This window comes from Rubrivivax sp. JA1026, from assembly GCF_011065555.1.
Classification (GTDB): domain Bacteria; phylum Pseudomonadota; class Gammaproteobacteria; order Burkholderiales; family Burkholderiaceae_C; genus Rubrivivax; species Rubrivivax benzoatilyticus.
This window is the reverse complement of sequence record NZ_JAALCQ010000004.1, coordinates 309,706-330,791: the sequence shown is the minus strand read 5'-3', so window position 1 is coordinate 330,791 and position 21,086 is coordinate 309,706. Positions and strand designations below refer to the sequence as shown.

21 protein-coding genes are annotated in these 21,086 nt (G+C 71.4%); 8 read left to right on the top strand and 13 right to left on the bottom strand.

From position 1 onward, the window contains the following. Positions 1–364: formate/nitrite transporter family protein (locus G5B56_RS09945; RefSeq protein WP_206023507.1), on the top strand; the 364-nt coding region annotated here is incomplete at its 5' end. Then, positions 361–693, top strand: a complete 333-nt coding sequence (locus G5B56_RS09940; RefSeq protein WP_164963076.1) for a hypothetical protein — start codon at positions 361–363, stop codon at positions 691–693. The genes G5B56_RS09945 and G5B56_RS09940, both read left to right, overlap by 4 nt. Before the next feature lie 68 nt (positions 694–761). On the opposite strand, the gene G5B56_RS09935 is transcribed toward G5B56_RS09940, so the two are convergent. Further along, on the bottom strand, positions 762–1,661 hold the full coding sequence (locus G5B56_RS09935) for a fumarylacetoacetate hydrolase family protein (protein WP_029719008.1): 900 nt from the start codon (positions 1,659–1,661) through the stop codon (positions 762–764). Positions 1,662–2,161: 500 nt separating this feature from the next. Here G5B56_RS09935 and G5B56_RS09930 point away from each other — a divergent pair, with 500 nt between their 5' ends. Then, the gene (locus G5B56_RS09930) at positions 2,162–4,051 is read left to right on the top strand and encodes a bifunctional UDP-sugar hydrolase/5'-nucleotidase (RefSeq protein WP_009855496.1); all 1,890 of its coding nucleotides are present in this window, start codon (positions 2,162–2,164) and stop codon (positions 4,049–4,051) included. Positions 4,052–4,091: 40 nt separating this feature from the next. On the opposite strand, the gene creD is transcribed toward G5B56_RS09930, so the two are convergent. The 9 genes from creD to G5B56_RS09885 form a co-directional block, all read right to left on the bottom strand. Next, entirely contained in the window at positions 4,092–5,429 is a 1,338-nt protein-coding gene (gene creD / locus G5B56_RS09925) for a cell envelope integrity protein CreD (protein ID WP_164963075.1), read from the bottom strand. Between the two features lie 86 nt (positions 5,430–5,515). Continuing rightward, positions 5,516–6,931 carry a two-component system sensor histidine kinase CreC gene (creC, locus tag G5B56_RS09920; RefSeq protein WP_009855498.1) on the bottom strand — a complete coding sequence of 472 codons (1,416 nt, stop codon included), beginning with the start codon at positions 6,929–6,931 and terminating at the stop codon, positions 5,516–5,518. After that, positions 6,932–7,621 (bottom strand): winged helix-turn-helix domain-containing protein, encoded by a 690-nt coding sequence (locus tag G5B56_RS09915; protein WP_164963074.1) that lies wholly within the window; start codon positions 7,619–7,621, stop codon positions 6,932–6,934. A 14-nt stretch (positions 7,622–7,635) separates the two neighbouring features. Beyond that, the gene (locus tag G5B56_RS09910; RefSeq protein WP_164963073.1) at positions 7,636–8,793 is read right to left on the bottom strand and encodes a Fic family protein; all 1,158 of its coding nucleotides are present in this window, start codon (positions 8,791–8,793) and stop codon (positions 7,636–7,638) included. A 234-nt stretch (positions 8,794–9,027) separates the two neighbouring features. Further along, on the bottom strand, positions 9,028–9,816 hold the full coding sequence (locus G5B56_RS09905) for a gluconate 5-dehydrogenase (RefSeq protein ID WP_164963072.1): 789 nt from the start codon (positions 9,814–9,816) through the stop codon (positions 9,028–9,030). 22 nt (positions 9,817–9,838) lie between these two features. Then, a complete protein-coding gene (gene kduI, locus G5B56_RS09900; protein WP_164963071.1) occupies positions 9,839–10,681 on the bottom strand; it encodes a 5-dehydro-4-deoxy-D-glucuronate isomerase in 843 nt (280 codons plus the stop codon). A gap of 26 nt (positions 10,682–10,707) precedes the next feature. Further along, entirely contained in the window at positions 10,708–11,169 is a 462-nt protein-coding gene (locus G5B56_RS09895; protein WP_009855503.1) for a YhcH/YjgK/YiaL family protein, read from the bottom strand. 117 nt (positions 11,170–11,286) lie between these two features. Beyond that, positions 11,287–12,267, bottom strand: coding sequence for a 2-keto-3-deoxygluconate transporter (kdgT, locus tag G5B56_RS09890; RefSeq protein WP_009855504.1), 981 nt, complete (start codon positions 12,265–12,267; stop codon positions 11,287–11,289). A 52-nt stretch (positions 12,268–12,319) separates the two neighbouring features. After that, a complete protein-coding gene (locus tag G5B56_RS09885) occupies positions 12,320–13,288 on the bottom strand; it encodes a sugar kinase (protein WP_164963070.1) in 969 nt (322 codons plus the stop codon). Positions 13,289–13,705: 417 nt separating this feature from the next. On the opposite strand from G5B56_RS09885, the gene G5B56_RS09880 reads away from it, so the two are divergent. Beyond that, the gene (locus tag G5B56_RS09880; RefSeq protein ID WP_164963069.1) at positions 13,706–14,458 is read left to right on the top strand and encodes a GntR family transcriptional regulator; all 753 of its coding nucleotides are present in this window, start codon (positions 13,706–13,708) and stop codon (positions 14,456–14,458) included. A 21-nt stretch (positions 14,459–14,479) separates the two neighbouring features. Here the strand turns inward: G5B56_RS09880 and G5B56_RS09875 are convergent, their stop codons facing one another. Both G5B56_RS09875 and G5B56_RS09870 read right to left on the bottom strand, forming a co-directional pair. Continuing rightward, positions 14,480–15,202, bottom strand: coding sequence for a hypothetical protein (locus G5B56_RS09875; protein ID WP_164963068.1), 723 nt, complete (start codon positions 15,200–15,202; stop codon positions 14,480–14,482). 64 nt (positions 15,203–15,266) lie between these two features. Continuing rightward, entirely contained in the window at positions 15,267–15,821 is a 555-nt protein-coding gene (locus G5B56_RS09870) for a cyclin-dependent kinase inhibitor 3 family protein (RefSeq protein ID WP_164963067.1), read from the bottom strand. 382 nt (positions 15,822–16,203) lie between these two features. Between G5B56_RS09870 and G5B56_RS09865 the strand changes: the two genes are divergently transcribed. From G5B56_RS09865 to G5B56_RS09850, 4 genes are read left to right on the top strand one after another with little or no spacing between them, the layout of a single operon-like run. Beyond that, complete coding sequence (locus tag G5B56_RS09865; RefSeq protein ID WP_240920689.1) at positions 16,204–17,079, top strand: PEP-CTERM sorting domain-containing protein; 876 nt, start codon at positions 16,204–16,206, stop codon at positions 17,077–17,079. Further along, the gene (locus tag G5B56_RS09860) at positions 17,076–17,537 is read left to right on the top strand and encodes a hypothetical protein (RefSeq protein ID WP_164963066.1); all 462 of its coding nucleotides are present in this window, start codon (positions 17,076–17,078) and stop codon (positions 17,535–17,537) included. Before G5B56_RS09865 ends, G5B56_RS09860 begins: the two co-directional genes overlap by 4 nt. Further along, a complete protein-coding gene (pgaC, locus tag G5B56_RS09855) occupies positions 17,537–18,799 on the top strand; it encodes a poly-beta-1,6-N-acetyl-D-glucosamine synthase (protein WP_009855513.1) in 1,263 nt (420 codons plus the stop codon). The genes G5B56_RS09860 and pgaC overlap by 1 nt, the downstream gene beginning before the upstream one ends. Continuing rightward, positions 18,796–20,496, top strand: coding sequence for a tetratricopeptide repeat protein (locus G5B56_RS09850; protein WP_164963065.1), 1,701 nt, complete (start codon positions 18,796–18,798; stop codon positions 20,494–20,496). The genes pgaC and G5B56_RS09850 overlap by 4 nt, the downstream gene beginning before the upstream one ends. On the opposite strand, the gene G5B56_RS09845 is transcribed toward G5B56_RS09850, so the two are convergent. Then, complete coding sequence (locus tag G5B56_RS09845) at positions 20,463–21,044, bottom strand: hypothetical protein (protein WP_009855515.1); 582 nt, start codon at positions 21,042–21,044, stop codon at positions 20,463–20,465. The two genes, G5B56_RS09850 and G5B56_RS09845, sit on opposite strands and share 34 nt — an antisense overlap. Positions 21,045–21,086 lie beyond the last annotated feature (42 nt).

The following is a 21,086-nucleotide window of genomic DNA, read 5'->3' as shown; positions in this document are numbered from 1 at the left end:
TTTCAGCCTGGCCATCCTGTGCAACGTGCTGGTGTGCCTGGCGACCTGGCTGTCGCTGGCCGCGCGCAGCGTGACCGACAAGATCGTCGCGATGTTCCTGCCGATCACGGCCTTCGTCGCCGCCGGCTTCGAGCACTGCGTGGCCAACATGTACTTCGTGCCCTACGGCCTGATGGTCAAGTGGTTCGCGCCGGCCGCCTTCTGGGCCGAACCCGCGGCGCAGGCCAAGGCGGCCACCGAGATCCCGGTGGCGCAGTACCTCGTCAACCTCGGCGTGGTGACGCTGGGCAACTGGGTCGGCGGCGCGCTGCTCGTCGCCGGCGCCTACTGGTGGCTGTTCCGGCGCCCGGGGGGCAAGGCGTGACGGCCGGCTTCATCGACTACGCGGCCACGGCTCGCGAGACCGAGCGTGCGCTGCTGCAGGCCGCCCGCGTGCTGGCGCTGGACTGGCACGACGCTGCGGCGGTGCAGGCGCTGGTGGCCGAGACGCTGGACCGGCGCCAGGGCCTGAAGGCCGCCGCCGGACGTTGGCCGCACGGGCACGAACGCCAGCGGCTGAAACTCTGCGCGCTGGTGGTGCTGCGGCGTCGGCTGGAACTGGAGCTCGGTGCGGCCGATGCGGCGGGCGCGGCCTGGACGACGCTGTCGCGCGCGCTGGACCGCGAAATCGAAAGCCGCCTCGCGGGCGGCTGAAAGCGCGCGCCGCCGGGTTGCGGCGGCATCGTGAAAGCCCGCCGCCTGGCGGCGGCGGCGGGGGCCGGTCAGGCGGCCGCAGTCTCGGCGAGCAGCAGGCTCACCGGGTCGTCTTCGACTTCGGGCGCCTCGTCGACGATCACGTTGCTGAGGCGGCCGATGCCCGAGATCTCGACCTCGATCGTGTCGCCGTCGTTCATGAACAGCGGCGGCACACGCTTCTTGCCGACGCCGCCGGGCGAGCCGGTGATGATCACGTCGCCGGGCGACAGCGCGCTGAAGGTGCTGATGTATTCGATCAGCTCGGCCACCGGATGCAGCATCGCGGCGGTGCTCTCGTCCTGCACCTGCTGGCCGTTGAGGAAGGTGCGCAGGCGCAGCTGCTGCGGGTCGGGGATCTCGTCGGTGGTCACGATCCACGGGCCGAAGGCGCCGGTGTCGTGCCAGTTCTTGCCGGCGGTGAACCAGGTGTGCTGCCAGTCGCGCACCGAGCCGTCCATGTAGCAGGCATAACCGGCGACGTGCTGCAGCGCGTCTTCGCGCCGGATGCCGCGGCCGCCGGTGCCGATGACCACGGCGAGTTCACCTTCGTAGTCGAACTCGCGGCTCTGCAGCGGCTTGACGACCGGGCAGCGGTGGCCGGTCTGCGAGTCGGGGAAACGAATGAACAGCGTCGGTGCCGGGTTGCTCTCGTTGAACTCCTGGCGCTTGGCGGCGTAGTTCATGCCGACGCAGAAGATCTTGTTCGGACGGTCGATGACCGGCAGGAAGACGACGTCCTGTTCCTGCAGGTCGGCGGCGGCGTGTTCGTGCTGGCGCGCCAGCGCCAGGCCGTCGGGCGCGGCGAGCAGCGCGCGCAGCGTGGGGAAGCGGCTGCCCAGGCGCCGGCCGAGGTCGACGATGCCGTGTTCGTTGCGGATGCCGTAGCTGCGTTCGCCTCGGCGGTCGCGGAAGCTGAGCAATTTCATGAGGTCCTCTGAAAACGCTAGGGCATCGGCGTGCTCGTCGTGTCCGTAGCAAAAAGGGTTGCGATGGCGACCACTGTAGGAAACGAGTCGATATCTTCATAGACTCAATTCCGAGGTTTCAGAGTTGCCACAAAAGGCATTGCATTACGGCGCGATGCTCTGTTGTGGGCGAGGCGTTTGCCGCCGCGCATCGGCCTGCCTCGGCCCTCGCTCCTGTCAATGCGTGGGCGGGCTTGGACCACATCCTCGTCGTCTGCGGTTCGAGCCGTGCCGACCGCGTCGGCATCCGCCCGTCGCGGTTCATCGTCGGCGCCGGAACGGATCGATGCCCTGGCGGTGGGCCTGCCGATGCCGGGCCGCATGGACAAGGAGTGCCCGGCCGGCGCCGCCGTGACGAGCGGCCGGCCCCGCAACCGGGGAGTGCCGGGGGCGCCGGTGTCATCCGGCTTTCACCGGCCGCCGGAATCATCTGCCGTCATCATGACCTCCGGTGACCCCTCATGTCCCTGATCCCGCGACTGCGCCCGGCATCGCTGCGGCGCGCTGCACTGTTCGGCATCACCTCGCTGGCCGTTGCCGCGCTGTCGGCCTGCGGCGGAGGCGATGACGAGCGCTACCCGGCGATCGAGATCAACATCGCCCACGTCAACGACCACCACTCGCAGCTCGAGCCCTTCAGCGCGTTCGAGATGAAGATCGGCGGCGAGGCCACGCAGGTCGAGCTCGGCGGCTTCTCGCGCCTGACGACGCTGTTCAACGCCCAGGCCGGCACGAAGAACCTCTTGAAGCTGCACGCGGGCGACGCCGTCACCGGCACGCTGTACTACACCTTCTTCAAGGGCGAGGCCGACGCGAAGATGATGAACACCGTCTGCTTCGACGCGTTCGAGCTCGGCAACCACGAGTTCGACGACGGCGACCAGGCGGCGCGCAACTTCATCGACATGCTGCATGCCGGCAGCTGCAAGACCCCGGTGCTCGGCGCCAACGTCGTGCCCGCCAGCGGCACGCCGCTGAACCCGTCGGGCAGCCCGCTCGTCCAGCCGTACACGATCAAGACCTACGACGGCGTCAGGGTCGGCATCGTCGGCATCGACATCGCCGGCAAGACGACGAACTCCTCGCGCCCGCTGTCGACGACGCAGTTCCTCGACGAGGTGACGACCGCTCAGAAAACCATCGACGAGCTCAAGCGCCAGGGCATCCGCCACATCGTGCTGCTGACGCACCAGGGCTACGAGGCCGACAAGGCGATGGCCGCGCAGCTGAGCGACGTCGACGTCATCGTCGGCGGAGACTCGCACACGCTGCTCGGCGACTTCAGCGCCTTCGGCGTCGCCAGCTCGGGCGCCTACCCGACGCAGGTCACGAACAAGGACGGCGCCAAGGTCTGCATCGGCCAGGCCTGGGAGTACGCCAAGGTCTTCGCGCTGATGAACGTGAAGTTCGACGACCGGGGCGCGGTCGCCAGCTGCGGCGGCAATGCCTCGCTGGTGATCGGCGACCGCTTCGCGCGCAAGAACGGCTCGGGCAGCTTCGTCGCGGTGGACGAGGTCACCCAGGCGAACATCGTCGCCGGCCTGGCCAACGAGCCGCGCGTCAAGGTCACGACGCCCGATGCCGACGCGGCGGCGCTGCTGGCGACCTACACCTCGCAGGTGGCGGCCGAGAAGACCAAGACCATCGGCTCGGCGAGCGAGGCGCTGTGCCTGGTGCGTGTGCCGGGCGAGTCGACCAACCGCTCGTCGGGGGTCGCCGGCTGCATCGAGGCGGGGGCGCAAGCCAACCTGCAGGCGCGCGGCAGCGACGCGGCGCAGATCGTCGCCGAGGCCTTCCTGGCGGCCAGCCGGCGCGCGCACTTCGCGCTGCAGAACGCCGGTGGCGTGCGCGTGCCGCTGAGGGCCGGCACGCTGACGATGAACGACGCGTTCACGCTGCTGCCGTTCACCAACGTGCTCGTCGAGATCGACGTCACCGGTGCGCAGATGGTCGCGGCGCTGGAGGACGCCGTCGCCAACCACCTCGACAACGGCCAGTCCAGCGGCTCGCATCCGTACGCCGCCGGTCTGCGCTGGAACCTGGACATGAGCCAGCCCAAGGGCAGCCGCTTCAGCCAGGTGCAGGTGAAGGACCGTGTCACCGGTGCCTGGTCGGCGATCGACCCGGCGCGGACCTACACGCTGGTGACCAACGACTTCATCGCCGCCGGCCAGGACGGTTACCGCACGCTGGGCACGGTCTACGCCACCGGCGCCTGGGTGAACACCTACCTGCTCTACACCCAGACCTTCGCCGACTACGTGAAGGCCCAGGGCACGGTGGCGCGCCCGGCGCGGGCGGACTACTCGCACCAGCAGGTGAGGACGGCGGCGGGGGTGGTGCTGCCCTGAACGAGCGGCGGGCGGGCGGCGGTCGTGCCGCCCGCCCGGCTCAGACCTCCGGCGCCGCCGGGGCCGCCCCCAGCCGGTACCAGTCCAGCCGCCGCGTCAGCAGCATCACCGCCGCCAGCGCCGCGAACAGGCCCAGCGAGCCGACGAGCAGCGCCGTCTGCTCGCGCAGCAGCAGCAGGTACAAGAGGCCGTAGAGCAGCGCCATGCCGGCGCCGAACAGCCAGCCGTCGCGCACGCCGCCCAGCATGTGGCGGCCGTAGCTGCCCAGCAGCAGCACGCAGGCGGCCGCGGCGAGGCCGTAGGCGGCGGCAAAGGGAAGTTGCTCCGACAGCGCCAGCAGCAGCAGGAAGAACAGCGCCAGCGCCAGCCCGACCAGCGCGTACTGCACCGGGTGCACGCGGCGCACGCGCCGGCGCGCCAGCGTCTCGGCCAGCGCCACCGCGGCGAAGGTGAGCACGACGAACAGCAGGCCGTACTTGATCGCGCGGTCGGCCAGCACGTACGGGTTCACCGGGTCGGTGAAGGTCACGGCCAGCGTGTCCAGCGAGCCCAGGCGCGGCTTCTCGCCGCCGGCCTGCTCGACGATCTGCGCCGCGTTGCTGGCCAGCGCGCTGACCGACCAGCGGGCGTCGAAGCCGTCGTCGCGCACCTCGCGGGTCACCGGCAGGAAACGGCCGCCGAAGGACGGGTGCGGCCAGTCGGCGGCCAGCGTCCACTGCACGCTGCGGGCGGCGGGCACGACGGCCAGCTCGGCGGTGCCGACGAGGTCCAGCGTCACGTTCAGTTCCAGCGCGCCGCCGTCGGCCGGCGCGGCCGGCAGCCCGGCGTGCAAGCCGTCCTTCCAGGTCTTGTGGCCGGTGCCCGGCTGCAGCTCCAGCGTGCGGCCGGCGAGCTCGATGCGCGCGCTGCGCAGCCCGCGCGGGTCGGACACCGCCACCCAGACCGTCGGTGCCTGGCAGCTGACGCGGCCGCCGGCGTTCTCGGCCCTGGGCTGCAGCACCGCCAGCTGCGGCCAGCGCGCCTGCAGTTCCAGCCGGGCGTTGTAGCCGTTCACCTTGAACAGGCCGCGGTAGCGTGCGTCGGCCTGGGTCTTCGTGCTGGCCACCAGCTCGGCAGGCACCGCCTGCAGCGCGAAGCCGCGGCGCGCGACCTCGGTGCGGCTGCCCTGCACGACCTCCCATTCCTCGACGCACTGGCGCTGCAGCACCGGCCCCATCAGCGTCTGCGCGCCGGCGTACGACTGCTGCACGCTGTCGACCGCCTCGTGCTGGTAGACCTGGCGCTCGTCGACCAGCCAGCCGATGCGCGCCAGCACCACCGAGATCAGCAGCACCGTGGCCAGCACGGCCATCACCTTCACCACCACCGGGTTTCGCATCGTTCCTCGCTCCGTTGTTTCACGATGCGCCGCAGTCTGGCCAGCGGCGGTGAAGCGGCGATGGGCTGCGTGAAGCGGGCGTGAAGTCAGGGGAAGCGGAACACGACGCGCAGCCCCGGCGCGGCCGGCTCGAAGCCGACGCTGCCGCCGTGCAGCCACAGCACCTGGCGCACGATGGCCAGGCCCAGGCCGCTGCCGCGGCCCTCGCCGGTGCTGAAGAAACGTTCGCCCAGGCGCGCCAGCGCGTAGTCGGGCACGCCGGGGCCGTGGTCGCGCAGCGACCATTCCAGCGTGCCGCCGTCGTGCCGCACTTGCACCTCCAGCGGCGTGCCGGCCGGCGCATGGGTGATGGCGTTGGCGAGCACGTTGGAGATCGCCAGCCGCAGCCGCTCGGCGTCGCCCATCACGACGGCGACCTCGGCCGGCAGCCGCAGGCGGTCGCCGGCGCCGTGGGCCTGGGCGACCTCCCGCGCCAGCACGTTCAGGTCCACCGGCACGCGCGCCGGCAGCGCCTGCAGGCTCTCCAGCTTGGACAGCTCGAGCATCTGCTCGACGATGGCCTGCAGCCGCCGCGCCTGCGTGTCGACCTGCTGCACGAAACGCCGGCGGTCGGCCTCGGGCAGGTCCTCGTGCAGCAGCTCGGCGGCGCCGCGGATGCCGGCCAGCGGCGTCTTCAGCTCGTGGGTCAGCGCACGTACCTGGTGTTCGAGCTGCTCGCGGCCTTCCAGGCGCTGGCGCATGCGGTCCATGGCCTGCGCCAGCTCGCCGAGTTCGCCGCCGAGTGCGGGCGGCGCCGGCGGCGTGCGGCGCGGGCCTTCGGGCCTCTCGCCGACGGCCTGCGCGTAGGCGCGCAGCCGGCGCACCGCGTGCACCGCCCACAGCGTGACCACCACGCCGATCGCCAGCGACAGCCCGAGCAGCAGCACGCCGGCCCACAGCACCTTGCGTTCGGCACGTTCGACGAAGGGCATGATGCTCGCCAGCGGCTTGGCGACGACGAGCACGCCGACGGTGCGGCCGCCGCTGCGCACCGGCGCGGCGACGTGCATCACCGAGCTCTCGTCGCCGGCACCGTTGCGCGTGGTGCGCGCGCCGTACTCGCCGCGCAGCGTCAGCAGCACGTCGCGCCAGCGCGAGTAGTCCTGGCCCACGGCCGGCGGCGTGCCGGAGTCGAAGACCACGCGGCCGCCGGCGTCGGTGACGACGACACGCAGGTCCAGCGTCGTCTTGTGCAGCCCCCAGATCTTCACGTCGACCTCGCGCGCCGCGTACTCGCGCACCGCGCCGGCGAAGGGCCCGTCGCCCAGCGTGCCACCGGCCGGCAGCGCCGCGAGTTCGGGCGCGGCGACCTCGGCCAGCAGGTTGGCGCTGTCGACCATCACGTCTTCCATCACCTCGCGCACGCTGGGCTTGATCTCGGTGACGAAGACACGCAGCACGAAGAAGGCCGCCAGCCCGGTGATCGCGGCGAAGGCGAAGAACAGCCGCAGGCCGATGTGCATTCAGCCCTCGCCGTCGGCCAGCGTGTAGCCCAGGCCGCGGTGGGTGGCGATCGGGTCGGCGCCGGCATGCACCTCGCGCAGCTTGGCGCGCAGCGTCTTGACGTGGGTGTCGACGGTGCGGTCGGCGGCTTCGGCCTGGGTGCCCCAGACGCGGTCGAACAGCGCCTCGCGCGACAGGATGCGACCGCGCGCCAGGATCAGCTCGCGCAGCAGGCCGTACTCCAGCCGCGTCAGCGCCAGCACGGCGCCGCGGTAGCGGATGCGCTGGCCGGGCTCGTCGAGCTCGAAGACCTGCGGCGCGGCACGCGGCATCGCGGCGCGCCGCAGCAGCGCGCGCACACGGGCCACCAGCTCGCGCGGGCTGAAGGGCTTGGGCAGGTAGTCGTCGGCGCCGGCTTCCAGGCCGAGCACGCGGTCGATCTCCTCGCCGCGTGCCGTCAGCACCAGCAGCGGCAGCGTCGCGACGCGGGCGTCGCCGTCGGCGCGCCAGCGCCGCAGCAGGTCCAGCCCGTTGCCGTCGGGCAGCGCGACGTCGAGCACCGCGGCCGCGGGCGTGGCGCGGCGCAGTGCCGCGTCGGCGTCGCGCAGCAGTGTCACGGCCTCGACGGCGAAGCCCTCGCGCTCCAGCGCGAAGGCCACGGTGCCGGCGATCGCGTGGTCGTCTTCCAGCAGCAGGATGCGGGGTTTCATCGCTCGGCTTGGTTTCAGCCCGGCCGGGCCAGCGCCGGCGGCACGAACCCCTGATCGGTCAGCGCCTTGACGACGCCGCGCAGCAGCGTGCTGTGCATGAAGCCCAGCGTGTACTGGCGTGCCCCCGGCCGCACCGGCTGCAGCATGCCGCTGTCGAGCAGCTTGCGGATCTGGTAGGTGCGCTGGTTGGCGTTGAGGCCGGGCAGCGCGGCGTCGAGGTCGCCGGCCTTCAGCGTGCCGGCGTGGATCGCCAGCTGCAGCACGGCTTCCTCCTGGGCGGTGATCAGCTGGCGTTCGCGCGCGTGGGCCAGTGCGGGCAGCAGCACCACCTTCTGCAGGTGCGCATAGTCGGCCAGGCGGGCGACCTTCTCGAGTTCGTCGCGGATGCCGCCGAGCACGTAGGTGCACCACGATTCCAGCGCCGCGTCCTGGCCGCTGTCGGCCTGCGCCAGCATCGAGTAATAGCGCTGACGGTCGGCGCAGAACACGGCCGCGGGGTTCAGCAGCCGGCCGGCGGCGCTGACCTGGAAGCCGTACTTGACCAGCATCGCGTAGGTCAGCAGCCGCACGACGCGGCCGTTGCCGTTGCTGAACGGGTGGATCCAGGCGAAGCGGTGGTGCGCCAGCGCGACCTTCATCAGGTCGTACTTGGGCGCGTCGGGCCGGTTGACGAAGTCCACCAGCTCGCTCATGTAGCCGGGCACCTGCACGGCTTCGGGCGGCTGGTGCTCGGCTTGGGCGATGCGCACCGGGCCGCCGCGATAGCAGCCTGGCGTGCGGTCGCCCTCGCGTTCGAGGCCCTGGACCGTGGTCGTGTGCAGGCCGCGCAGCAGGTGCTCGCTCAGCGCCGAGCCGGGTTCCACGGTCTCTTCCAGCTGGCGCATCGCGGCCTCGATGTTCTCGATCTCGCGCAGCGGCTCGCCGTCGGGTCGTCCCGGCACCACCTTGGCTTCGACATAGTCGGCCAGCGTCGTGTGGTTGCCTTCGATGCGCGCCGACGCCAGGCTTTCGAGCAGGTGGAACACCTGCTTGAGCTGCATGAAGACCGGCGCTGGCGTGCTGCCGCGGATCTCCAGCCGGCGCAGGTGCTCCAGGTCGGTCAGCACGTCCAGCAAGGGCGAGTCGAACCGCGGGTTCAGCAGTCGCAGATCGTGGTGATGGAACTGGGGCACGGTGTTGCGGGATCTTGAATCCGTCTTCCGATGGATCTTGATTGACGGCTCAGGATCTGTTGATTGACAACATCTTAGAGCGAATTCTTGCGCTACAAAAACTGGCCTGTGCGCTGCCGGGATCTTGAATCCTCTGGCCCGCCGATGTGTGCAGGTTCATCGCCGACGCGTGATGAAGAACGCCCCCGGAACCGCGTGTGCGGCGCCGGGGGCGTGCGCAGGAGACCTGGAGCCTTAAGGCTGCTTGCCGATGTACGCCAGGATGCCACCGTCCACGTACAGCACGTGGCCGTTGACGAAGTCCGAGGCGCTGGACGCCAGGAACACCGCCGGGCCCTTCAGGTCCTCGGTGCGGCCCCAGCGGTTGGCCGGGGTCTTGGCGAGGATGAAGCTGTTGAACGGGTGGCCGGGCGTGCGCAGCGGCGCGGTCTGCGGCGTCTCGATGTAGCCCGGGCCGATGCCGTTGCACTGGATGTTGTGCGCGCCGTACTCCGAGGCGATGTTGCGCGTCAGCATCTTCAGCCCGCCCTTGGCGGCGGCGTAGGCCGAGACGGTCTCGCGGCCCAGCTCGCTCATCATCGAGCAGATGTTGATGATCTTGCCGCCGCCCTTGGCGATCATCGCCGGGATCACCGCCTTGGCGAGGATGAACGGCGCCGTCAGGTCGATGTCGATGACCTGGCGGAACTCGCTGGCGGCCATCTCGTGCATCGGCACGCGCTTGATGATGCCGGCGTTGTTCACCAGGATGTCGATCGTGCCGACCTCGCGCTCGATCTGCGCGACCATCTTCTGCACCGCCGGCTCGTCGGTGACGTCGCACAGGTAGCCGTGCGCCTTGATGCCGGCGGCCTCGTAGGCCGCCAGGCCCTGGGCGAGGAAGTCCTCGTTGATGTCGTTGAAGGCGATCGTCGCGCCGGCCTCGGCCAGCGCGCTGGCCAGCGCGAAGCCGATGCCGTAGCTGGCGCCGGTGACGAGCGCGACCTTGCCCTTCAGGGAGAAGGCGTCGGGGTAGAAGCTCATGGTCTGTCCTTGTTCGGCGGCGTCAGCGCAGGTCGCCGATCGCGATGTGGTCCATGTCGTCGAAGGTCTGGTTCTCGCCGCCCATGGCCCAGATGAAGGTGTAGGCCGCGGTGCCGCAGCCCGAGTGGATCGACCACGACGGCGAGATCACCGCCTCCTCGTTGTGCACGAGGATGTGGCGCGTCTCCTGGCCCTCGCCCATCATGTGGAACACGGCCTGGCCTTCGGGGATGCCGAAGTAGGTGTAGATCTCCATGCGGCGCTCGTGCGTGTGCGCCGGCATCGTGTTCCAGACGTTGCCGGGCTCCAGCTGCGTGAGGCCCATCGACAGCTGACAGGTCTCCAGCACGTCGGGGTGGATGAACTGGTTGATGACACGCTTGTTCGCCGTCGCGGTGTCGCCCACCGGCTTCTTCTTCGCGTCGGCGATCGAGATGAAGGTCGTCTTGCAGGCTTTGTGGGCCGGCGCGCTGACCATGTAGAACTTGGCCGGCCGCGACGGGTCGGCGCTGCGGAAGACGACTTCGCGCGTGCCTTGGCTGACGTACAGGCAGTCCTGGAAACCGAGCTGGTAGCGCACGCCGTCGGCCTCGACCGAGCCGGCGCCGCCGATGTTGAAAATACCGAGCTCGCGGCGCTCGAGCACGTAGTTCGTGCCGAAGGTCTTCATGCAGGCGATGCCCTTGTCCAGCGGCACCGCCTCGTCGACCGGCATGCAGCCGAAGGTCACCATCCGGTCGACGTGGCTGTAGACGGCCTGCACGGTGTCGGGCAGGTACAGGTTCTGGATCAGGAACTCGCGGCGCGTCTCTTCGGTCGTGTAGCGCTTGAAGTCCCGCTGGTTGGTGGAATAGCGGATGTCCATGATGGTTCTCGTGTCGGTGGCGTGGGTCAGGCGAGGACCTTGACCACGACCTTGCGCACCTTGCGGCTGCGGTCGTCGCAGCAGCCCGGGCGGTGGATGTCGGTGGGGTGGAAGATGGCGTAGCTGCCGGGGCCCAGCAGCAGGTCGGTCTCGTCGGCGACCGAGGCGAAGAACTGCACGTCGCGTTCGGCGAGCAGGTCTTCCTCGACGGCGCCGCCGTGGTTCAGCGGCGCGTAGCCGATGACCTCCAGCCCGCGCGCGACGTACTGGATGTCGATGTAGCGGGCGTGCGATTCGGCGCGCTTGTGGGCCTTGGGTTCGGTGTCGTAGTCCTGGACCAGCGCGAACAGGCGGTCGCCGTCGAGGTCGAAACGCCCGGCGGGCAGGCTCTCGATGTCGGTCTCGGCGAGAAAACGAAGGCCGCGCACCAGCGCGGCGGGCAACTGGTCGGCCTCGCGGTCGAGCAGGGAGATGTGGCTGAGGAACATGGCGGATTCCGCTGCGGTCCTGGGGTTCGGAGTGGCCGGCCGGCGTGCTTCCGGCCGGGGGCGCCCGGCGCGTGCGGCCAGAACCGGCACCTCACGCGCGGGGCGACGTGGTCGGGCTCAGGCCGTGGCCGGCTGGGTCTTGGTGTCGCCGCGAGCGGCCATGCGCTTGGCCCACAGGCCGGTCAGCACGGGCACCAGGATGGCGGTGGTCAGGCAGGCGGCGGCGACCAGCGAGGTCGCGGCGGCGGCGGCCGGTTTGAAGGCCGGCACCATCTCCGCGATGATCATCGGGTTGGCCACGGCGGCGCCGGCGGTCGACGAGGCGGCGAGGCCGGCGGTGCCGTTGCCGCCGCCGATCAGCTTGTCGGCGATCATCAGCGGGATGCCGGTGACGACGATCACCATCAGGCCCAGCAGGATGCCGCCGAGGCCGGTCTGCGCGATCACGTTCAGGTTGATGCCGTTGCCCAGCGCGAAGCCGAAGAACGGGATCAGCACGTGCACGCACTTGCCGAAGAACTCCTTCAGGTCCTTGTCGAGGTTGCCCAGCGCGAAGCCGATCAGGAAGGGCAGCACCGCGCCGGCGAACAGCCGCGGCTCGAAGCTGGCGACGCCGGCGGCGCCCAGGATCAGCATCGACACCAGCGGGCCCGACTCGACCGACATCAGGACGAAGGCGCCCGCCTCCTCCTTGGTGCCGTACTGCTGCATCACCGCGGCGTAGAGGCCGCCGTTGGTCATGTCCATCGCGGCGCAGATGGCCAGCGCGGAGAAGCCGGCGAAGAGGCCCGCCTGGACGCCGTCCATCGGCAGCCACTGCGCGGCCATCCAGGTGGCGGCCCAGGCGACCAGCGTCTTGACGACGACGAGGTTGCCCGACTTGCGCAGCACCGTGCCGGTGGCGCGCAAGTCGATCGTCGCGCCCATGCAGAAGAACCACACTGCCAGGATCGGCACCGTGCCCGTGATCAGCCCGTTGGTGAACGAGCCGAAGTACTTGCCGGCGTCCGGGAAGAAGGTCTTGGTCAGCGCGCCGAGGATCAGCGGCACCAGCATCAGGCCACCGGGGATCCGGTCGATTGCCTTCTTGATGTTCATGGACGTACCCCTTGTGTGCAGAGAAAGCCGGTGGGGCCGGCAGGGTGGAGCGCTACGGGCGGTCTGCGGCCGTTTCCGTGGCGTAGACGTCGGGGGTGGCCTCGGCCGCGATGATGGCGCCGCGGTGCTGGACCACGGCGCCGGCCACCCGGTGGGCCCGGCGGGCGCTTTCGGCTGGGGCCAGGCCCAGCATGCGTCCGAGGAGATAGGCGCCGGAGAAGCTGTCGCCGGCGGCGGTGGTGTCGACGACCTGCGGGATGCAGGTCGCGGCGATCGATTCGACCTGGCCGCCGTGGATCAGCGTGCAGGGCTTGGCGCCGTCCTTGATGACAACTTCCAGCTGCGTCAGCGGGCGGAAGTGCGCCGCGCCGGCCGCCGGGTGCGGGGCCACGCCCAGCACCTCCAGTTCCTCGACCGTCACCAGCACGCGGCGGGCGAAGCCGAAGACACGTTCGTAGACGGCGCGTGTCGTCGCCACGTCCTCCCACAGCAGCGGGCGGTAGTTGCAATCGAAGTCGATCGTCTTGCCGGTGGCGGCCAGTTCGGCCAGGCGCACCAGCAGGCGCTCGCGGCTGGCCGGGCGCAGCACCGCCAGGCTGATGCCCGACAGGTAGATCGCGTCGAAGCCGGCGAGCGACTCGAGCAGCGCGTCCGAGCCTTCGCACTCGAAGGCCTCGCGCACCGCGGCCTCGCCGCGCCAGTAGAAGAAGCGGCGCTCGCCGGCGGCGTCGGTCTTGATGAAGTACAGCCCCGGGCGGCGGCCGGTGCGGCGCATCGTCAGGCTGTCGTCGACACCCTGGGCGCGCCAGAACTCGGCCATCGCGCTGCTGAACGGGTCGTCGCCGATCGCGCTGACGTAGTGCACGAAGCGGCCGAGGCGCTGTCCCAGGCGGGCCATGTAGACCGCGGTGTTCAGCGTGTCGCCGCCGAACGCCTGGCTGACGCTGCCGTCGGCACGCTCTTGCAGTTCGACCATGCACTCGCCGATCGCGGCGACGCGCAGCACGGGGCTCTTGTCCATCTCTCGGTCCTTGCCAGCGGTCTCCCGGTCGCCAGCCTCGTGGGCCGGTCGCCGGTTGTTGCGCCGCTCGCATCGGGCCTGCCGTCAGGGCGTCTGTGCGCCGTCTTGCGGGTCAGGTGGGGCGGTCTGTATGCATGATATACAAGGAGTATTTGGTATACATAGCGATCTTTGAGGCGTTTGACCTAGTGTTTTCACTGATTCCATGACGACCGGACTTGACGTGCGGTGCGGCGCGATCCCGGCGCCGTTTCGGCGGCCCGTCGTCGGCGGTGACCGGGCTCGGCAGCCCGGCTGGCGAGCCCTCTGACGCGGCCAAGCCCCTGTCGGGGTGGCCATATATGTAATATGCGAGAACTGCTCGCCGGAGCGGGCGCCATGCGGCGGCCGCGTTTCGCGGGCCCAGGAAGGGATCCCATGGCGGACTGGACCATCGGTGGCGACGCACGGCGCGTGGCCGCTGCGAACGGCGCGAGCCTCACGGCCGCGCAGCTGGTGCACGAGCGCCTGCGCGACGAGATCGTGTCGCTGCAGCGCCGCCCCGGCGACGTGATCTACGAGAAGGAGATCGCGCAGGAAGCGCAGGTCAGCCGCACCCCGGTGCGCGAGGCGCTGCTGCGCCTGGCCGACGAGAAGCTGGTCGAGATCGTGCCCAAGTCGGGCACCATCGTCGCGCGCATCCCGGTGGCCAAGCTGCCGGAGATCATCCTGGCGCGCACCGCGCTGGAGACGATCACCGTGCGTGCCGCCGCCGAACGCGCACGCGGCTCCGACATCGCCGGGCTGCGCGCGCTGATCGAACTGCAGCGCGAAACGCTCGAAGCCGGCGACCAGGCCGGCTTCCACGCCGCCGACGAGACCATGCACCGCGCCATCGCCGAGGCCGCCGGCCTGCCCGGCATCTGGGAGATGGTGCAGCAGATCAAGGTCCAGCTCGACCGCTTCCGCCGCCTGACGCTGCCGCAGCCGCACCGCATGGAGCTGGCGCTGGACGAACATGCGGCGCTGGTCGACGCCATCGCCGCGCACGACGGCGACACCGCGGTGGCGCGGGTCAGCGCGCATCTCGAAGGGCTGACCGCCAGCCTGGCGACGATCCGCGAACTCAACCCCGACTACTTCGCCGGCGACGTGGAGGCGGTCTACACGCGCTGGGCTGCGGTGGCCTGAGGGCCGCGCAGCGGCGGCGCGTCAGCCGCCGAGGCGCCGCGCCATGTCTGCCTTGCGCGCGAGCATCTTCTCGGCCAGCGCCGCACTGCCGCCGTGGCCGAGCACGCAGGCGCGCACCGCGGCGTCGTCCAGCCGCGTGACGATCGAGATCGCCTCGTGCAGCTCGGCCTCGCCGATCTCGCCGAAGAGGCGGCTTGCGTGCCGGTTGTCGGGGTCGTGGCGCAGGCGGTCGAGTTCGCCGACCTCGTGGCCGAAGGCGCGGCCCTTGGGGCTGCCCTGGGCGCGGAACTCGAGCGCGCCGCCGACGTCCAGCGTCAGCACCGTGCCGCCGGTCACGCCCTGGTTGTCGCCGTCGTAGCCGGCGGCGTCCCAGTTGGCAGTCCAGGCGTGCACGCCCAGCCAGCGCCGGGCCTGGCGGCGTTCGGCCTCGTCGAGCTGGCCGACGTTCTTCTTGTCGAGCACGACGAACTCGGTGGCCACCTGGTCGGCGGCCCGCGTGCGCAGGTAGCGCAGCGTCGGCGCGCCGGCCAGGCGGTAGAGCTGGGCCGCGAGCCACTCGTTGCGCGCCAGCGCCGGGCTCTCCAGCTCCTTCACGTAGTAGCGGCGCCCAGCCTCGTCGCGGTAGACACCGGCCGGGTTGCTGCCCAGGCGGCCGCCGACGCGCTGCAGCGTGGCGGTGTCGAGCACACGCGCGCCGGCATCGGGCGCGGGTTCCGGCGGTTCGGGACGCACGAACGGGTTCACCAGGGCCCCCTTCGGCCGGGCGGCCGGCCCCGCCGAGCGGGAATGCGTCCCGACTCCCGAGGGCTCATGGCAGCGGGCGCGTGCGCTGCACCAGCATCATCTGGGCCGGTGTCTCGATGGCCCCGTGGCGCGCGCGGCGCACGTCGCGGATGGCCTGCTCGGGGGCGACGCCGAGCTCGGCCAGCAGCCGCGCGGCGATCATGCCGGCGCGGCCCAGGCCGCCCTTGCAGTGCACGAGCACGTCGTCGCCGGCGCGCAGCAGGGCGCGGATCTCGGCTCCGGCCTGCACCCACTGGCGCTCGAAATGTTCGCCGGGCACGCCGAAGTCGGGAATCGGCAGGTGCTGCCAGGCGATGCCGCGGCGTCTGACCTCGTGGCCGAGCTGCGGCACCTTCAGCGCCGACAGCTCCGCCGGCTCGACCAGCGTCAGCACCAGCTTCGCGCCCCAGGCGGCGATCGTGTCCAGGTCCATGCCCAGGTCGCGCGCCCAGGCGCCGGTGGCGGCGCTGCGGTCGTGCTTGCCGGGGCAGAAGGTGATGCCGATGCGCCCGTGCGCGGGACTGGCGCGCACCGCGGCGATCTGCAGCGGGTGGCTGTGGCTGGTGCGGGCGGTGGTCACGGTGCGGGGCTCGGGACGACGCGCCGATGCTGCCACAGCGCGGCGCCGCGGCCCGGGGTCAGCCGGGTTGGCGGGCCCGCCGCTGATCCGCCGCAGCGCGGAGGGCGAGGGGTCGCCAAACCATCTTCGCTGCCGGTGATCGCTGCGGAAGATCAAAGCCGAGCCTTCGGCGGCGTGTCGTATTGCACGCCCAGGCCCTGAAACAGGGCCGAAGCTGTGGTTCAACCACCTGAATCGGGGTGCACAGCCGGCCGGATTTGTTTGACATTGTTTCAAACAACGCAATGTCAGGATTGACTGCAGTTTTTGTGGCCTATAAAGGCGCCGCGCAAACGGTGCCTTCGAACACCCCGGCGCCTGCGGTCGCACCGCCCCGATCACCATGTCCGACACCCGAATCTCCCGCCTGAAGCTCAGTGTGCTGGCCTGTGCCGCCGGCCTCCTCGTCGCCGCCGCCCCGGCGGCACTGGCGAGCCCGCTGAACCTGACGCCGCTGTACGCCGGCAGCTACGCCAGCGGCAGCGGCGCCGACGCCAGCTTCGTGCAGATCGACGGCAACTGGCAGGGCAGCACCGTGCTCTGGAACGAGGCCACGCAGAGCTACGGCAGCGGCAGCGCGATCGGCAGCTACGGCTGGGGCACCGGCCTGTGGGGCCGCGCCGACTGGCAGGCGGTGCAGGCCGCGGCGGCCGGCGGCGGCGGTGCCGGCGCGCCGGACATCATCTCCAGCTGGAGCGGCCTGTCCTCGGCGATCAACTACGGCAACGGCTGCTACAACGGCGCCCATTCGGCGCAATGGGGCCCGGCGACCCCGGTGCCGCTGAGCCAGGACAGCGGTGTCTGCGGCGACGACGCCAACGGCAACTGGACCTCGCACTTCGAGGGCTTCATCCGCATCACCGAGGCCGGCCTCTACAACTTCTCGGTGCTCTACGACGACGGCTTCTTCTTCCGCCTGCTGGGCCTGGAGGAGACGCTGGAGATCGGCAAGGACTTCCTGAACCCGCGTGACCGCCTGGGTTTCGCCGAGGACCTGTTCCTGACCCCGGGCCTGTACGGCTTCGAGCTCGGCAGCTGGAACCGGCTGCAGGCCGGCGTCGTCGACCTGCGCTACAGCTACCAGGGCAGCGACTGGACGCTGGTCGACCCGCAGAACCTGCTGCCGACCTCGGCGGTGCCTGAACCTTCGACGCTGGCGCTGCTGCTGCCGGCCCTGGCGATGCTGGGGCTGCGCCGCACGATCGGCCGCCGCGCATGACCCCCCCGCTCCCGCACACAGCCGCTCGGCCCGAGCGGCTGACGGCGGCGCGTCGCCTGCTGCATGCGCTGGTCGTGCTCGCCGGCTGGGTGCTGTTCGTCTGGGGCTGGGAGCGGGTCCTCGCGGGGCGACCCGACTTCTCCGAACTGCTGCTGCTGATCGGCGGTGCGCTGGTGCTGGTGCCGGTGCTGACGCTGTCGTGGGTGCTGCACAACGTCGGCATCTACCGCCGCAAGGGGCCGCGGCGCAGCAGCGCGCGGGTGGCGCTGGACTACCGCCACGACTTCAACGGCCGCCACATCGACGCCGACTGGGCCATGCTGGCCGGCGCCCGCCGGGTGTGCATCCGCAACGACGGCGCGCACAAGCGCTTCGAGCTCGTCGAGCCGCCCGCAGAGCGCAGCGCGCCGGCGGCCGCCGTGCCGCCGCGGCGCGAGCAGCGCCAGGAGGTGCTCTGATGGAAGCGTGGCTGCTGGCCGTGCAGACCACGGCCTGGTACGGCTGGGTGCTGGCCTTCTTCGCGATCTACCCGATCGTCACCAGCCTGATGTGGATCGTCACCGCGCTGATCTTCCGCGTGCGCTGGGAGGAGACCGTCGGTCCCGACCCGAAACGATCCGACGCCGACCTGCCTTTCGTCAGCGTGCTGGTGCCGGCGCACAACGAGGAGGCGGTGATCCGCCGTTCGGTCGAGTCGATGCTGCGCATGGACTACCCGCATTACGAGGTCATCGTCGTCGACGACGGCTCGACCGACGGCACGCTGGCGGCGCTGGAGCCGTTGACGGCCGACCCGCGGCTGCGCCTGGTGCACAAGGCGAACAACGAAGGCAAGGCGATGGCGCTCAACGACGCCATCGCGCTGGCGCGCGGCGAGATCCTGATGGGCCTGGACGCCGACGCCGAGCCCGACGCGCGCATGCTGCGCTACATCGTCCCGCACTTCGACTCGCCACGCGTGGCCGCCGTCACCGGCAATCCGCGTGTGCGCAACACCGGCAGCTTCCTGGCGCGGCTGCAGGCGGTGGAGTTCTCGTCGATCGTCAGCCTGCTGCGCCGTGCGCAGCGCGTCTGGGGCCGCATCGTCACCGTCTCGGGCGTCGTCGCGGCGCTGCGCCGCAGCGCCGTGCTCGACGTCGGCGGCTACAGCCCCGACATGCCCACCGAGGACATCGAACTCACCTGGCGGCTGCAGAAGCGCCATTACGACGTGCGCTACGAGCCGCGTGCGCTGTGCTGGATGACGGTGCCGCTGTCCTACCGCGGCCTGTGGCGCCAGCGCCTGCGCTGGGCGCGCGGGCTGATCCAGGTGCTGCGCAAGCATGCCGACGTGCTGGTCACGTGGCGCAGCCGGCGGCTGTGGCCGGTGTTCGTCGAGTCCTCGCTGTCCATCCTGTGGTCGGTGTGTTTCGTGCTGCTGGCGACGCTGTGGACGCTGTCCTGGGCGGTCGGCCTGCCGCCGGTCGGCGCCTCGCCGATCCCCAACCTCTGGGGCATGGCGATCGCGACGCTGTGCATGCTGCAGCTGACGGTCGGCGTCTGGATCGACCGCCGCTACGACCCCGGCATCACCCGCTTCCTGCCTTACGCCGTGTGGTATCCGCTGATCTACTGGGCCTTCCTGGCCGTCACGACCGTCGTCGCGCTGCCGACCTTGTTCCGCCGCCCGGCGACCCAGGCCGTGCGCTGGAGCACCGCGCGTGTCGGGAGGGGCTCGTGAGCCCGCGTCTGGCACCGCTGCTGCTGGCGCTGGCCGCCGCTTTCGCCGCCGCGCCGGTGGCCGCCGCGGGCCGCGCCGAGGCCCGCGCCGCCGCCGAGCAGCGCGACTGGGCGCAGGCGCTGCCGCTGTACGTGCAGCTCGTCGCCGCCCACGGCGACGACGTCGACCTGCTGATCGAGGCGGCGCGCGTGCACGGCTTCGCCGACCGCAATGCCGAGGCCGCGGCGCTGTACCGGCGCGCGCTGGCCCAGGCGCCGCAGCGGCGCGCCGACATCGTGCCGTCGCTGGCCTGGCAGAGCCTGTGGAGCGGCCGCGCGGCCGAGGCTGCGGCGCTGTTCGCCGAACTCGTGCCGGGCACCGCCGGCGCCACGCGGGCCGCGCTGCTCGACGGCCTGGGCCAGGCGCGCCAGGCCGGGGGTGACGCCGCCGGGGCCGTCGCCGCCTTCACCGAGGCGCAGGCCCTCGCGCCCGACGACGTGCGGCTGCAGCGCCGGCTGGCGACCGCTCGGCTGTGGAGCGGCGACGAAGCCGGCGCCGTGCGCGAACTCGAGACACTCGCCCGCCGTTTCCCGGCCGACCGCGACCTGGCCTGGGCGCTGGCCAACGCCCGCAACTTCGCCGGTGCGCCCCGCGCGGCGCTCGCCGGCTTCCTGGCGCAGCCGGCGCCGGTGCACCCGGGCGAACGGGCCGACCTCGCCCGCGCCTGGTGGTGGGCCGGCTACGAAGACCGCGCCTGGCCGCTGCTGGCCGAGCCGACCGACGCCGAGTCGGCCTGGCTGCGCGACTGGCGCATCGGCCGCGAGCTGCGGCCTTTCGGCTACGCCGGCTTCGAGGCCTCCGAAGACAAGGACGAGCTCGACACGCGGGCCTGGACCGTCGGCGGCGGCTGGCATCCGGCGCCCGGTGCGACCGTCGACCTGCAGACCCGCCGGCTGACGCTGGACGACGCCAACGGCGACCCGGCGGCCAACCAGGTCGCGGCCTCGCTGCGCTGGCGCGTCGGCGAACCGGGCAGCCCGGCGGGCACCTGGTGGCCGTCGATCGCGCTGCGGGCGGCCAACTTCGACGGCTGGCATCCGGTGCTGCCGACCCTGCGCCTGACCGGTGTGCCCGCCGACCACTGGCGCGTCGACGCCCAGGCCGCGCGTGAACTCGTCGAGGCCCCGCGTGCCGTCGCCAACCGGGTCACGGTGGACTCGCTGGCGCTCGGCGTCGACTTCCGCCCGACCGGGCCCTGGTCCTATGCCGGCTCGGGTGCGGTGCAGCGTTTCGACGACGGCACGACGCGGCTGCGCCTGCGCGGCCGCGCCGAACGCACGCTGCCGCTGCGCGGCCTGTCCGCCGGCGTCGAGGCCAACCTCATCGAGCGCAGCGCCGGCGACGACGACGTCGACCGCGGCTACTGGAACCCCGACCGCTACCGGGAACTGCGCGCCTATCTCGCGTGGTCGCGCGAATGGCGCCCGGTCGACCTGGAACTGCGCGCCGGCCTGGGCATGGCCCACGAGACGGATACCGCCGGCAATCGCAGCACCGTGCATCCGAACTTCTGGGAACTGGCGCTGGGTTGGGACCTGTCGCCGTCGGCGCGGCTGCGTCTGGCGATGGGCGGCAGCGGCCAGCGCATGGCCACCGGCGACTCGGCCGGCGGCTATTGGCGCCGTTACCTGACGCTGGGCCTGAACGTCTGGCGCTGAGCGTCGAGCGCGGCGAAGGCCTCGGCCAGGCTGCGGCCGAGCGTCGGGGTCAGGGCCTCGACCAGGCGTGGCGTCGGCAGGCTGGCCAGTGGTTCGGCGCGCAAGACGTGGCGCATCACCGCGGTACCGAGCAACTGCGCGCCGATCAGCTGCGCACGCTGCACGCCGTCCTCGTCGTCGAGCAGCGTCGCGATGCCCTGGCGCAGCTGGCACTCGATGGCCTGCTGCAGCGTCGTCGGCGGTTCCTGCGCCGCCAGCGCGGCATGCAGCGCCGCTGCGAGCTCACGGCCTTCTTCGCCGTGTTCCCAGATCTCCAGGTAGCGCTCGACGATGCCTGCGGCCAGAACCTCGAACGCGTGTTCGTCCAAACGGGGCGCCGGCAACGTTGGCGGCTGGGTCGGCACCTCGGGTTCGGCCGCCCGGCGGCGCTCGGACAGCGTCAGCAGCTTCTCGCTGACGCCGTCGACGATCACGTAGCCGAGCCAGGAGCCGCTGCCGAGGCCGACCAGCGCCAACCAGATCTCGAACTCGCTCAGGATGCCGTCCACGGACCGATGAAGAAGTGAGGGGCGCCGCCGCCGGCGTCGTCG